Source organism: Rhodococcus sp. NPDC003348, assembly GCF_053589375.1.
In genome coordinates this window covers 64973-78789 of sequence record NZ_JBSFRT010000028.1, presented here as the reverse complement: position 1 = coordinate 78789, position 13817 = coordinate 64973, and the positions used below count along the sequence as shown (strand labels likewise).

The following is a 13817-nucleotide window of genomic DNA, read 5'->3' as shown; positions in this document are numbered from 1 at the left end:
CATGAACGGAAGCATTCAGTCGAGTAGATCGACTGAATGGTTCCGTTCATGCCGGGGACCGGCGGGATCTGCGGGCCGGACGAGGGGCACGGGCGGGGATCGGACGCTTCGGTCAGGCGGGGACGTTCGCGTCGTGGCCGAGGTCGCGCAGGGCCGCCTTGATCGTGGCCTGCGCCTCGTCGAGGGACTCGGGCGACGGGTTCGGGTCGGCACCGGAGATGTTGAAGTCGCCCAGGCTGTACGCCGGGAACACGTGCAGGTGCAGGTGCGGCACCTCCAGGCCGGCGATCAGCAGGCCGGCGCGGGGCGCATCGAAGCCCTTCCGCACGGCCTGGCCGATGATCTGCGCGACGCGCGAGCACTCCGCGAACACCTCGCCGTCGAGGTCCTGCCACTGGTCGATCTCGGCGCGCGGAACCACCAGGGTGTGCCCCTGGGTGATCGGGTTGATGGTCAGGAAGGCGACGACGTCCTCGTCCTCCCAGACGAACCGGCCCGGCAGGTCGCCGGCGATGATCATGCTGAACACGGATGCCATGGCTGCGATTATGCGCCCCGCCCCGTGACGGGGAGATCCTCAGGCCCGAACGCCCGGGGTGCGTCCGGTTCCGGCCGGGACCCCGGCGGAACACTGCACCGCCGACAACTGCGCGAGCCTGGCCCGGGCATCCGCCGGGAACGGCGCCACCCGACGAGACCGCAGGTCGAAGTGCAGGTCCAACTGCTCGCCCGTGGCGACGCGTCGACCGGAGGCCAGCGACCGAAGTTCGTGGAAGAAGTGCGCTCGCTTGTCGTCGACTCCGAGCAACCAGGAGTCCACGCCGACCGATTCGCCGAGCCGCAGTTCGTGCTCGTAGGTGATGTGGCTTTCGACAACCACCTTGCCGAACCGCGTCCGCTCGACGTAGTCGTCCCCGAGACCGATGAGATCCGTGAACCGGGCGTGCGCGTCGTAGATCAGCAGCCCGAAGAACTGGGCGTTCATGTGGCCGTTGACGTCGATCCAGTCGTCGCGAACGGTGGCCTCGAAACTCCGGCACGGGCCCGCGGTGGTGGGGACGGACGAGGCCTCGGTCATGACGCGAATGCTAGGAATTCGACCGGTCCGCATCGTGGCCGATTCCCGCCGAGCGGGACAGCGCGGCCGCGATGGCAGTCCCGTGCCGTCAGCCCGCCCGGCCGGGCGCACTCGGGCGCGGGGTCGTCGACCGCTGCCGCACCGCGTCCTCGACCTCGTCGAGCGCGCGACGCAACACGGCGCCGTACTCGTCGTCGGCGAGCGCGTGCGCGCTCCCGCGTCCGGCGTCGACGTGCTCGCGGGCCGCGTCGAACGATCCGAGCCTGCGGAGATTGTCCGCGATGTTCAGGTGCAGCGACGGGTAGAAGCCGGCCACCCGCAGTCCCGGATGGTGGCGCTGCGTGCGCTCGTCGGTGAGCGCCGCCGCCGCATCGAGTGCCCGGACGTCCCAGATCAGGGCCTGTGCCGGGTCCGGGTACAGATCGGCGAGGTAGTGGGCCAGCGTGCAGCGGTGCAGCGCGTCCCCGGTCGGCGTGATCCGCGCCCACAGCGCCAGCAGTTGGGTGCGGGCGGTGTCGGGATCGCCGCCCCGGCCGACGGTCGTCGCCGCGGCGATCGCGTCCATGGTGCTGTCGTCGGTCGGATTCGGTGCGCTCATGTGTCGTCTCCTTCGTCGGGGGTCGGGCGGACGGGCATCGCCACGGTGGTCAGATCCCCGTCGTCGGCCGAGCGGACGAGGACGGGCTGGTCGGCTGCCGCGATGTCGAGCATCAGGTCGGGCCCGACCGCGGTCGCGACCGCCGGATGAAGCGTGGTGATCTCGAAGGTGATCTCCGCCTCGGGTCCGTGGACACCGGCGGCGACGACGACCGGGCTCCCGGCCGCGTCGGGTGTCGACACCGCCACCGCCGATCCCGACACCCGCAGCAGCACACGACGGCCGCGTTGCCGTTCGAGGGCGTGCACCAGCGCGTTCCGGGGCACGACGGCCCGCGTGACGACCGGGGCGAGCGCGTCGAGCATCGCGCGGTGGTCGGGGAAGGGGTCGGCCAGCAGGCGGCAGTGCCGGGTGTCGCCGTCGGCGCGCAGGTGCAGGCCGTGGCGGTCGGCGGCCAACTCCACGACGGTCCGGCGTCGCGTCCACGGAAGGGCCAGGCGCAGGTCGTCGCCGTCGAGGGTGCCCGCCCAGTCCATCCGGCAGGGCGGATCGAGCGCCACCGTCCGCGTCGAGAGCCGGTAGCGGTCGGTCGCGGTCAGCACCAGGCACGCGGCGGATGCCTCGAGCCGGACTCCGCCCAGCACCGGATGGTCCGGCTCGTGTGCGGTGGCCGCGAGGACCTGCTCGACGGCCGTCGCGAGGACCGGGCCGGGCACCGTCGCCACCGGCAGCGGCCCGCCGGTGCGGCCGAGACCCCCGCGCACCTCGGCGGCTGTCCGCCGGGCCCGATGCACCTGCTCGGCGAGGGCGTCCACGTGTCGGTCGATCAGGACGGCGGCCTCCTCGGGGCCGGCATCGAGGACCTCCACGATCTTCTCGAGCGGCATGTCGATCTCGCGCAGCCGGCGGATCGTCACGGCACGGTCGAGTTGGTCGCGGGTGTAGTAGCGGTAGCCCGACGCCGCATCGACCTCGGCGGGCTGCAACAGACCCGAATCCGCGTAGAAGCGCAGCGCGCTCGGGGTCAGCCCGCTCGACCGGGCGAAGACCCCGATGGTGATCAGTTCGGCATGTGACACCCGGTCATCATCGGGCTTCAGGTAACCCGAAGGTCAAGGCGCACAGGAAACTGCCAGTCACGGTCCAGCGAGGGCGCAGGTTCGGCCGTCACCGTTGCTGCCATGACGAAGTCTCTCGTTCGCCGCGACCCGCAGCTGCCGATGCCGGCCGCAGGCACGGTGACGCTCGACGTGGTCGTCCCGGTCTACAACGAGGAACGCGACCTCGACCGCTGTGTTCGTGGACTGCACCGGCACCTGGCCGACGCGATGCCCTACCCGAGCCGGATCACGGTCGCGGACAACGCGAGCACCGACACCACCCTCGCCGTCGCGAACCGGCTCGCCGCCGAATTCGACAACGTGCGGGTGGTGCACCTCGACGAGAAGGGCCGCGGCCGCGCCCTGCGGACGGTGTGGAGCGCGTCCGACGCGCAGGTCGTCGCCTACATGGATGTCGACCTGTCGACCGACCTCAACGCGCTGCTGCCGTTGGTGGCGCCGCTGGTGTCGGGGCACTCCGATCTCGCGATCGGCTCCCGGCTCTCGCGCTCGTCGCGGGTGGTGCGCGGACCGAAGCGGGAGGTGATCTCCCGCTGCTACAACCTGATCCTCCGTGGCGCGTTGCGCGCCAGGTTCTCCGACGCCCAGTGCGGTTTCAAGGCGATGCGCACCGATGTCGCGCGCCAGCTGCTGCCGCTCGTGGAGGACACCGGCTGGTTCTTCGACACCGAACTGCTGGTCCTCGCCGAACGCGTCGGGCTGCGGATCCACGAGGTTCCCGTCGACTGGGTGGACGACCCCGACAGCACCGTCGACATCGTCGCGACCGCCGTCGCCGATCTCAAGGGTGTGGTCCGGGTCGGGCGGGCGCTGGCCACCGGCAAACTGCCCGTGGCCGCGCTGCGCACCAGCCTCGGCCGCGAGCCCCTCGTCGCGGGGGTCCCGCACGGGATGGTCGGGCAGCTGGTGCGGTTCGGCGTCGTCGGCATCGGGTCGACACTCGCGTACATGGTGCTGTACCTGATGCTGCACTCGGCGCTCGGCGCGCAGGCCGCGAACTTCACGGCGCTGCTGATCACCGCCGTCCTCAACACCGCGGCCAATCGCGCGTTCACGTTCGGCATCCGCGGATCCGAAGGCGCGGCCCGCCATCAATTGCAGGGTCTCGCCGTGTTCGCGTTCGGACTGCTGCTCACCAGCGGCTCCCTGTTTGTCCTGCACCACTGGGCGCCCGGCGCGTCCCGACACGTGGAGCTCGCGGTCCTCGTCGTCGCGAATCTCGTTGCCACCGTGTCTCGTTTCGTTGCCCTCCGGTGGGTGTTCCGGCACCCCAACACGTTCCGCAGTCAGCCCCAGGGAGTCGACCAGTGACCACAACCTCCGTACTCGACCACGAACCGGTGGTCCCCGACGCCCCCGCACCGCGACCCCGGTCGCGCTGGGAGCCGTGGGCGCTCGCGGCCCTGCTGATCGGCACCGCCGTCGCCTACCTGTGGAACCTCGGTGCCTCCGGCTGGGCCAACTCCTTCTACTCCGCGGCCGTGCAGGCGGGTTCGGTGTCGTGGAAGGCGTTCTTCTTCGGCTCCTCGGACGCCGCGAACTCCATCACCGTCGACAAGCCCCCCGCGTCGCTGTGGATCATGGAACTGTCGGTGCGGGCGTTCGGCCTGAACTCGTGGTCGATCCTGGTGCCGCAGGTGCTGATGGGTGTCGCGTCGGTCGCGCTGCTCTGGGCGATCGTCCGCCGCCGCTTCGGCGCGGGTGCGGGCCTGCTCGCCGGGCTGGTGCTCGCGGTGACTCCCGTCGCCGCGCTGATGTTCCGGTTCAACAATCCCGACGCGCTTCTCGTGCTGCTGACGCTCGCCGCCGCGTGGGCCCTGCTGCGCGCGATCGAGGACGGACGCACCCGCTGGCTCGTGCTCACCGGCGTCTTCGTCGGGTTCGGTTTCCTGACCAAGCAACTGCAGGTGATGCTGGTGGTGCCCCCGCTGGCGCTGACCTACCTGCTGTTCGGCCCGCCGAAGCTCGGCAAGCGGATCGCGCAGCTGTTCGCGGCGCTGGCCGCGATGGTGGTCTCCGCCGGCTGGTGGCTGCTCACCGTCGAACTGTGGCCCGCCGACTCGCGGCCGTGGATCGGTGGCTCGCAGGAGAACTCGATCCTCGAACTGACCCTCGGCTACAACGGACTCGGCCGCCTCAACGGCAACGAGCGCGGCAGCGTCACCCCCGGCCGCGACGGCGGTGCCGTCCAGGGGCTGGGCGCCGGCCAGGGCGGCACGATGGCCGAGACGGCGGCGGGTGCGGTGCCCGGCGGGATGCCCGGCGGGATGCCGCCCGGAGGCCCCGGAGGCGGTGGCGGCATGTGGGGGAGCACCGGCATCACCCGCATGTTCGACTCCGCTCAGGGCGGGCAGATCGCGTGGCTGATCCCGGCCGCGCTGATCCTGGGCGTCCTCGGAATCGTGTTGCGGGGCAGGCTCGCCCGCACCGACAGCAAGCGCGCCACGTTCGTGCTGTTCGGGTCCTGGCTGCTGACCACGGGACTGGTGTTCAGCTTCATGGCCGGCATCTTCCACGCCTACTACACCGTGGCGCTGGCGCCGATGATCGGCGCGCTCGTCGGTGCCGGCGCGGTCACCGCCTGGCGCCACCGCGACCTGTTGTGGGTGCGCGTGACCTCCGCCGTCACGATGCTCGTCACCGCAGTGTGGTCGTGGGAGCTGCTCGGCCGCAGCGCAACCTTCGTGCCCTGGCTGCGCTGGGTGGTGCTCGTCGTCGGTGTGGTCGCCGCAGCCGGGTTGCTGCTGCCCCGGCTGACCGGCCGACTCGCCGCCGGAGTCGCGGTCGCCGCCCTGCTCGCGGGACTGGCCGGGCCCACCGCGTACGCCGTCCACACCATCGCGACCCCGCACACGGGCTCGATCGTCTCCGCCGGCCCGAACACCGGGGGCATGGGCTTCGGTGGCCGTGGCGGTCCGGGCGGTGCAGACGGTCGCGCCGCCGGACAGCGGATGGGCGGGCAGATGCCCGGTGCGATGGGCCAGGCGCCCGGCGGTATGGGGCAGATGCCCGGCGGTATTGGGCAGGCGCCCGGCGTCGGCCAGGACGGCTTCGCGCAGGCGCCCGGCGGCCTGCCGACGGGAGAGATGCCCGGCGGCATGGGTGGCGGCGCGGCCGGTGGGCTGCTGGGCGGCAGCCGGCCGAGCGACGAACTGACCGCGCTGCTGACCGACGGCGCCGACCGCTACACCTGGGTCGCCGCCGCGATCGGCTCCAACAGCGCATCGGGCTACCAGCTGGCCACCCAGCGGCCGGTGATGCCGATCGGCGGGTTCAACGGCAGTGACCCGTCACCGACCCTGCAGCAGTTCCAGCAGTACGTCGACGAGGGGAAGGTCCACTACTTCATCGCCGGCGGCGGCATGGGCGGCGGCATGGGCGGCAGCGGTACGGCGTCGGAAATCACGCAATGGGTGACGCAGAACTTCACCTCCAGCACCGTCGACGGGGTCACGCTGTACGACCTGACCGCGCCGACCGGGCAGACCGGAACGTAGTCTGAGGTCCGTGCGCGTACTCGTTATCGGCTCCGGAGCCCGTGAACATGCCCTTCTGCTCGCCCTGTCCCGTGATCCGGGCGTGACGGCGCTCTTCGCGGCTCCCGGCAACGCCGGCACCGCGAAGATCGCCGAGCAGCACCCGGTGGACGCGGCCTCCGGTGAGGCCGTCGTCGCCCTCGCCAGGCAGGTCGAGGCCGATCTGGTGGTGATCGGACCGGAGGTGCCGCTGGTCGCCGGTGTCGCCGACGCCGTGCGGGCGGCGGGCATCGCCTGCTTCGGGCCGTCCGCCGACGCAGCCCGGATCGAAGGCTCCAAGGCGTTCGCCAAGGACGTCATGGCCACCGCCGGGGTGAAGACCGCGCACAGCGAGGTCGTCGACAACCCGGCCACGCTGGACGAGGCACTCGACCGGTTCGGCCCGAACTGGGTCGTCAAGGACGACGGGCTCGCCGCGGGCAAGGGCGTCGTCGTCACCACGGACCGGGCCGCCGCCCGCGCGCATGCCGCCGACATCCTCGAGCACGGGCACCCGGTGCTGCTCGAGTCGTTCCTCGACGGCCCCGAGGTCTCCCTGTTCTGCCTCGTTGACGGCGAGACCGTGGTGCCGCTGCTGCCCGCGCAGGACCACAAGCGCGTCGGCGACGGCGACACCGGCCCGAACACCGGCGGCATGGGTGCCTACACCCCGCTGCCGTGGCTGCCTGCCGAGACCGTCACCGCGATCGTCGAGGACGTCGTCAAGCCGGTCGCGGCCGAACTGGTCGCACGGGGCAGCGGTTTCTCCGGCCTGCTGTACGCCGGCCTGGCCATCGGCAAGGAGGGCCCGGCCGTCGTCGAGTTCAACTGCCGCTTCGGTGATCCCGAGACGCAGGCCGTGCTGGCGCTGCTCGAGTCGCCGCTCGGCGAGGCGCTGAACGCGACCGCGACCGGCACCCTCGCGTCGCTGCCGCCGCTGCGCTGGCGGGACGGCGCCGCCGTCACCGTGGTGCTGGCCGCGGAGAACTACCCGGGCACCCCGCGCACCGGTGACAAGATCGTCGGCGCCGAGGGCGAAGGTGTCCTGCACGCCGGGACCAAGGTCGCGGACGGTGCGGTCGTGTCGGCCGGCGGCCGGGTGCTCAGCGTCGTCGGAACCGGCGCGGACCTCGAGGGCGCCCGCGCCGACGCCTACGCCAGGCTCGACGCGATCAAGCTGCCCGGCGGGCACTTCCGCACCGACATCGGCCTCGCCGCCGTCGAGGGTCGCATCAGCATCTGATCCCGCCCGTCGTCCGACCCCGCCCGGTCCCAGGGGCGTCCGGAGCCCGACTGCCCCGGCGAGTGAACGGAACATTCAGTCGATCTGATCGAGTGAACGCTTCCGTTCAGTCGCCGGGTGGGGGGTACGGGGAGGTGGTCAGCGGAGGATGCGTTCGAGGAAGGCGCCCGCTTCGGGGATCGACTGTTCGAGGCCGTCGACGTGCCCGGCGGACGGCAGTTCGAGCTGGTACTGCTGGCCGGCCACCGTGAGTTCGGCCGCGAACAACAGGCCCAACGCAGGCGGAACGACCCGATCGCTGAGCCCCTGCACCAGCATGACCGGACGGTCGAAGCCGTACGGGGAAACCCCGAGATAGTCCGTCAGCGCCTGCGGGACGGGCGTGCCGGCCAGTGACCGCACGAACATGCTGCCGACCGACATCGCGTTCGCGCGCGGTTTGAACTGTGCGAGTGGGGTGGTGTCGGCGGCGTCGACCAGGTCCCGGCCGAGTGGCGTCAGGTACTGATTCAGGTCGAGGTCGGGCCGGGATTCGCGCAGTCCGGCAGCGATGTACGCGAGGTACAGGGTCAGTCCGTCGAGCCGCAGGTTCGGGAAGTCGGGTCCGGCGAGGGCGGCCAGGCGGTCCAGGTTGGTCGGCGCCCCGCTGGCGAAGGTGCCGCGGAAATCCAGTTCGGGAGCCAGGGATTCGGCGCGCGTTGCGGTCGCGAGGGCCGCATGCCCGCCCTGCGACTGGCCCGCGACGGCCCACCGCGACGCCGCCGCCGGGTACAGCTCCCGGGCGGCTCGCACCGAGTCGACGACGTTGCGTGCAGCCACGTCGGCGTCCAGGTACGGGTGCAGGCCAGGGGTTCCGAGACCCGCGTAGTCGGTCGCCACCACCAGGAATCCGCGGTCGAGCCAGTCCCCGAACAGCGTGCGATAGATGGGGTAGTTCACCCCGTTGCGCGACGGCGCGTCCCCGTCGGCCATCCCGACGGTGCCGTGCGCCCATGCGACGATCGGCCAACCGCCCTGCGGCGGGGTGCCTTCGGGTTCGAACACCATGCCTCCGGACAGGCCGCCGGCCCCCGCGGTCCGGTACGTGAAGGTGCGGGCCTCGGCCGCGCCCGGCACTTCCGACGCAGGACCGGCCGGAGCGCTCTCGACAACGATGCCTGCCGGGTCGGCCGCGGCGGGCCCGGCGCCGGTGGCGGCGCCGAACGTGGTCACGAGTGCGGCGGCGACCGCGGCCGCGGTGCGTCGGGTGGCTCTGGGCATGGTGGCCTTTCGGTCGGGGACGGTACTCGTTGCCCGACCTTAGTGACGCCGCTCCCGGCCGTGGGGTGCGTCGTTTCCCGAGATTCATGCCTCGAACGCGACGCGGGCAAGGAGGTTACCGTCGAACCTGCCTGTCTCGCAGGGAATTTCGATGGGTTCGGATGATTCTTACCAAGTGCACAAATTACCTGCCGGTAATGGAGGTTCGGCCGAGAACTCGACTGTATAACGGGTCAGTCCATATTCGATTGTGACCGAAAGAGGCTTCGTTGAGCGAGTTCCGGACGTCCCGCAATGCCATCACCTCCGCCCGGCTGAACCGTCGAAGGTTCCTGGCGGCATCGGGTTTCGCGGTCGGTGCCGCAGCACTGTCCTCGTCGTGGGTGTCCGCCGCCGCCGCGCCGCGACGCGCGCTGAACACCGGCGACCGGGTGCCCGCCCTGATCATCGGCAGTGGCTACGGTGGCTCGGTCACCGCCCTGCGCCTGGCCCAGGCCGGCATCGACGCGCACATCGTCGAGATGGGCCGGGAGTGGACCACCCCCGGTTCCGACGGCAAGATCTTCTCCGGCATGCTCAGCCCCGACAAGCGCTCCACGTGGCTGTCCACCACGACGGATCAGCCGGTCAGCAACTTCATGGGCTTCGGCATCAACAAGAGCATCGACAAATACGTCGGCGTGCTCGACTCCGAGAAGTTCGGGGGCATCAAGGTCTACCAGGGCCGCGGCGTCGGCGGCGGCTCCCTCGTCAACGGCGGTATGGCCGTCACCCCGAAGCGGTCCTGGTTCGAGGAGATCCTGCCCTCGGTCGACGCGAACGAGATGTACAACACCTTCTTCCCGCGCGCGAACTCGACGCTGGGTGTGAACAACATCGATCAGTCGTGGTTCGAGTCGACCCCGTGGTACGGGTTCGCCCGGACCGGCCGCAAGACCGCCGAGCGGTCCGGCTTCGCAACGGCTTTCGTTCCGAACGTGTACGACTTCGACTACATGAAGAAGGAGGCCGCCGGCCAGGCCGCCGCCTCGGCCCTCGGCGGCGAGGTCATCTACGGCAACAACGCAGGCAAGAAGTCCCTCGACAAGACCTATCTCGCACAGGCCGCGGCGACCGGCAAGGTCACCATCTCCAGCCTGCACCGCGTCACCAAGGTCGCTCCCGCGTCCGGCGCCGGATACGACGTCACGATGGAGCAGATCGACGAGCAGGGCAACGTCGTCGCAACCAAGACGGTGACCGCGGACAAGGTCTTCTTCGCCGCAGGCAGCGTCGGCACCAGCAAGCTGCTCGTCTCGATGAAGGCGCAGGGGCACCTGCCCAACCTGTCGTCGGAGGTCGGCGAGGGCTGGGGCAACAACGGCAACATCATGGTCGGCCGCGCGAACCACATGTGGGACGCCACCGGCAGCAAGCAGGCCACCATCCCCACCATGGGCATCGACAACTGGTCGGACGCGGCGGCGCCGATCTTCGCCGAGATCGCCCCGCTCCCGGCGGGCCTCGAGACCTACGTCAGCCTCTACCTGGCGATCACGAAGAACCCGGAACGCGCTCGGTTCCAGTTCAACTCGGGCACCGGCAAGGTCGACCTCACCTGGACTGCGGCGCAGAACCAGAAGGGCATCGACATGACCAAGGCGGTCTTCGACAAGATCAACAAGAAGGAAGGGACGATCTACCGGACCGACCTGTTCGGCGTCACCAAGACGTGGGGCGACCACTTCACGTACCACCCGCTCGGCGGCGCCGTGCTGAACAAGGCCACCGACAACCACGGACGGCTCAACGGCTACTCCGGGCTGTACGTGATGGACGGGGCGCTGGTCCCCGGCAACACCGGCGTGAACCCGTTCGTGACGATCACCGCGCTCGCCGAGCGGAACATCGAGAACATCATCGCGAGTGACATGTAGCGCACACGGGCCCCGCTACTCCTGAGGGTCGATCCGGTCGGCCAGCGCGGCCACCGCGCCGGCCACGACGTCGCCGAACATGACGGCGTCGTTGTGGCCGGCGCCGTCCAGCGCGACCACGTCGACCGGTCCACGGGCGGCCGCCGCCACGGCCCTGCTCTGCTCGGGTGGCACGATGTCGTCCGCGGTGCCGTACACGACGGTCGTCGGGACGTCGACGCGCGACACCGCGTCCGCGACCGCGAACCTGTCCCGCAGCAGGAACCCGACGGGTAACCCGAAGAACATGCGGCGCGCGAGGGACTCCAGGTCGGTGAACGGCGACCGGAGCAGCAGTCCAGCCGGCGGATGCTCGAGCGCCAGGTCCGTCGCCACCGCGGTGCCCAGGCTCTCGCCGAAGTGCAACAGCCGCGACGGTCGTACGCCCTTGTCCCGTGTCAGGAACCGGTGTGCGGCCCGGGCGTCGAGTCCGAGTCCCGTGGACGTCGGCGTCCCCGGATTGCCGCCGTACCCGCGGTAGTCGAAGAGCAGCACCGCGAAGCCGTCGCGGGCGAGCGCGGCCGCGAGGGAGGCCCGGCCCGCGCGGTTGCCGCCGTTGCCGTTGGTGACGAGCACGGTGAGGTCGCGACCGGGCGCCGCGGTCGGAGGGACGTACCATCCGCGCAGTTCGAGGCCGTCGGCCGTCGTCAACCGGACGTCCTCGGCGCCGGGCAACACGCTCGATGCGGGCGGCACGGGGGAGTTGTCGGGGAAGTAGATCAGCCGGCGTTGGAACCACCAGGCGACGAGCGCGAGGACGCACAGCAGGGCGAGCACGGTCACCAGGACACGCAGCAGGATCGACGCCGACGGCACCACCGCTCCAGTGTGTGCCGGTCGGCGCCGATCGGCGGCCTCACCGTGCCGTCCAACCACCGTCCATGGTGTAGGACGCACCGGTGACCATCGCTGCGCCGGGGGCGGCCAGCCAGGTGACGAGATCGGCCACCTCCGCGGGCTCGACCAGGCGCTTGATCGCGCTCTCGGTGAGCATGACCTTCTCGACAACCTCCGACTCGCTGATGCCGTGCACCTGTGCCTGATCGGCGATCTGCTTCTGCACCAACGGTGTCGAGACGTACCCGGGATTCACGCAGTTGCTCGTAACGCCGTGCGGACCGCCCTCGAGGGCCGTCACCTTCGACAGTCCTTCGAGTCCGTGCTTCGCGGTGACGTACGCGGACTTGTAGGCCGACGCGCGCAGCCCGTGAACCGAGGACACATTGACGACCCGGCCGAATCCGTTCGCGTACATGTGCGGTAGCGCCGCGCGGATCAACAGGAACGGCGCCTCGACCATGAGGGTCTGGATCCGCCGGAAGTCGGCCGGGAGGAAATCCTCGATCGCGCTGACCGTCTGGATGCCGGCGTTGTTGACGAGGATGTCGGTCTCCAGCACCAGGTTCTCGAGTGCCCCGGTGTCGAGGAGGTCGACGCGCCAGGCGGAGCCGTCGATCTCCTCGGCCAGGGACTCGGCGGCCACGTCGTCGAGATCGGCGACGGTGACGTGCGCTCCGCGGGCGGCGAGGGCGCGGGCGGACGCCGCCCCGATGCCGCTGGCGCCGCCGGTGACCAGTGCCCGCCTGCCTGTCAGGGTCTGTTCCGGTCGGGTGTGCTCGGTCACGCGGGGACACCGGCCTTCTCGCTCGCGAGGATCCGGGCGTCCGCGGCGTCGACCGACTCGAGCGAGATGCCCTTGGTCTCCCGGGCCACGAGCACCGCGACCGCAGTGATCAGGCAGGACGCTGCCAGGTAGATCGCGATCGGCCACGCGGAGTCGTAGCGGCTGAGGAGGCCGGTCGCGATGATCGGGGCTAGTGAGCCGGCCACGATGGACGTCACCTGATAGCCGAGCGAGACACCCGAGTACCGCATGCGCGTCGGGAACATCTCCGCCATGATCGCCGGCTGCCCCGCGTACATGAATGCGTGGAACACGAGGCCGATGATGATCGCGCCGAGGATGACCACGCTGTGGCCGCTGTTCATCATCGGGAATGCGAAGAAGCCCCAGGTGCCCGCCGTGACCGCGCCGATCATGTAGACCGGCCGGCGGCCGATGGTGTCGGACAGGCGGCCCACCAACGGGATCACCGCGAAGTGGACGGCGTGCGCGATCAGCATCCACCACAGGATCTGCGCGGTGTCGGTCTTCACCACCACCTTCAGGTAGGTGATCGAGAAGGTGACGACCAGGTAGTACATGACGTTCTCGCCGAAGCGGAGCCCCATCGCGGTCAGGACGCCACGGGGGTAACGCCTGAGCACCTCGACCACGCTGAAAGAGGTGGCCTTGATCTCCTCGGCCTCCTTCTGGGCCTGGACGAAGATCGGCGCGTCGGTCACCTTGGTGCGGATGTAGTAGCCGACGAGAACGATCACGGCGGACAACCAGAACGCCACGCGCCAGCCCCAGCTCAGGAAGGCGGCATCGGTCAGCGTCGTCGTGAGGATCAGCAGGACGACGGTCGCGACCAGGTTGCCCGCCGGCACACCGGCCTGCGGCCACGACGCCCAGAATCCGCGCGAGCGGTTCGGGCTGTGCTCGGCGACGAGCAGCACGGCCCCACCCCATTCGCCGCCGACCGCGAAGCCCTGGACGAACCGCAACGTCACCAACAGCGCCGGAGCCCAGTAGCCGATCTGTCCGAATGTGGGAAGGCAGCCCATCAGGAAGGTCGCGACGCCGACGAGGAGGAGGCTGAACTGCAGGAGTTGCTTGCGGCCGAACTTGTCGCCGAAGTGACCGAACACGATGCCGCCGAGCGGTCGGGCGACGAAGCCGACGGCGTAGGTCACGAAGGCGGCGATGACGGCGTCGAGTTCGTTGCCGCCGGCGGGAAAGAACACCTTGCTGAACACGAGGGTGGCCGCGGTTCCGTACAGGAAGAACTCGTACCACTCGACGACGGTGCCCGCCATCGAGGCGCCGACCACCTTCTTCAATCCCGAAGGCGGGTTGTCCTGCGCCCTCGTCGACTCGCCGACACTCATGCGTAACTCCTCGTCCGGGTGATGTGACCGGTGCCACAGCTGCTTGTTCCTGC

The 13817-nt window shown here is 70.3% G+C and carries 12 protein-coding genes; 4 read left to right on the top strand and 8 right to left on the bottom strand.

Features of this window, described 5'->3' with window-relative positions; genetic code table 11:
• Window positions 1-112 precede the first annotated feature (112 nt).
• The 4 genes from ACWDU4_RS18670 to ACWDU4_RS18655 form a co-directional block, all read right to left on the bottom strand.
• Window positions 113-538: an HIT family protein gene (locus ACWDU4_RS18670; RefSeq protein WP_450115403.1), complete on the bottom strand. Its 426-nt coding sequence runs from the start codon at window positions 536-538 to the stop codon at window positions 113-115.
• Between the two features lie 39 nt (window positions 539-577).
• Complete coding sequence (locus tag ACWDU4_RS18665) at window positions 578-1078, bottom strand: thioesterase family protein (protein ID WP_450115402.1); 501 nt, start codon at window positions 1076-1078, stop codon at window positions 578-580.
• A gap of 88 nt (window positions 1079-1166) precedes the next feature.
• Window positions 1167-1676, bottom strand: coding sequence for a hypothetical protein (locus ACWDU4_RS18660; protein ID WP_450115401.1), 510 nt, complete (start codon window positions 1674-1676; stop codon window positions 1167-1169).
• Window positions 1673-2755, bottom strand: a complete 1083-nt coding sequence (locus ACWDU4_RS18655) for a DNA polymerase III subunit beta family protein (RefSeq protein ID WP_450115400.1) — start codon at window positions 2753-2755, stop codon at window positions 1673-1675. The genes ACWDU4_RS18660 and ACWDU4_RS18655 overlap by 4 nt, the downstream gene beginning before the upstream one ends.
• A gap of 102 nt (window positions 2756-2857) precedes the next feature.
• On the opposite strand from ACWDU4_RS18655, the gene ACWDU4_RS18650 reads away from it, so the two are divergent.
• From ACWDU4_RS18650 to purD, 3 genes are read left to right on the top strand one after another with little or no spacing between them, the layout of a single operon-like run.
• Window positions 2858-4108, top strand: a complete 1251-nt coding sequence (locus ACWDU4_RS18650) for a glycosyltransferase (RefSeq protein ID WP_450115399.1) — start codon at window positions 2858-2860, stop codon at window positions 4106-4108.
• Complete coding sequence (locus ACWDU4_RS18645) at window positions 4105-6294, top strand: glycosyltransferase family 39 protein (protein ID WP_450115398.1); 2190 nt, start codon at window positions 4105-4107, stop codon at window positions 6292-6294. Before ACWDU4_RS18650 ends, ACWDU4_RS18645 begins: the two co-directional genes overlap by 4 nt.
• Window positions 6295-6304: 10 nt before the next feature.
• Window positions 6305-7555, top strand: a complete 1251-nt coding sequence (gene purD / locus ACWDU4_RS18640) for a phosphoribosylamine--glycine ligase (RefSeq protein WP_450115397.1) — start codon at window positions 6305-6307, stop codon at window positions 7553-7555.
• Window positions 7556-7693: 138 nt separating this feature from the next.
• Here the strand turns inward: purD and ACWDU4_RS18635 are convergent, their stop codons facing one another.
• Complete coding sequence (locus ACWDU4_RS18635) at window positions 7694-8815, bottom strand: alpha/beta hydrolase family protein (RefSeq protein WP_450115396.1); 1122 nt, start codon at window positions 8813-8815, stop codon at window positions 7694-7696.
• Between the two features lie 269 nt (window positions 8816-9084).
• Here ACWDU4_RS18635 and ACWDU4_RS18630 point away from each other — a divergent pair, with 269 nt between their 5' ends.
• Window positions 9085-10731 (top strand): GMC family oxidoreductase N-terminal domain-containing protein, encoded by a 1647-nt coding sequence (locus tag ACWDU4_RS18630; RefSeq protein WP_450115395.1) that lies wholly within the window; start codon window positions 9085-9087, stop codon window positions 10729-10731.
• Between the two features lie 15 nt (window positions 10732-10746).
• Here the strand turns inward: ACWDU4_RS18630 and ACWDU4_RS18625 are convergent, their stop codons facing one another.
• Genes ACWDU4_RS18625 through ACWDU4_RS18615 form a run of 3 tightly spaced genes read right to left on the bottom strand, consistent with a single transcriptional unit; the run spans window position 10747 to window position 13764 of the window.
• On the bottom strand, window positions 10747-11568 hold the full coding sequence (locus tag ACWDU4_RS18625; protein WP_450115409.1) for an alpha/beta hydrolase: 822 nt from the start codon (window positions 11566-11568) through the stop codon (window positions 10747-10749).
• A 58-nt stretch (window positions 11569-11626) separates the two neighbouring features.
• On the bottom strand, window positions 11627-12364 hold the full coding sequence (locus ACWDU4_RS18620; protein ID WP_450115408.1) for a 3-hydroxybutyrate dehydrogenase: 738 nt from the start codon (window positions 12362-12364) through the stop codon (window positions 11627-11629).
• A 26-nt stretch (window positions 12365-12390) separates the two neighbouring features.
• Window positions 12391-13764: an MFS transporter gene (locus ACWDU4_RS18615; protein WP_450115394.1), complete on the bottom strand. Its 1374-nt coding sequence runs from the start codon at window positions 13762-13764 to the stop codon at window positions 12391-12393.
• Window positions 13765-13817: the final 53 nt, after the last annotated feature.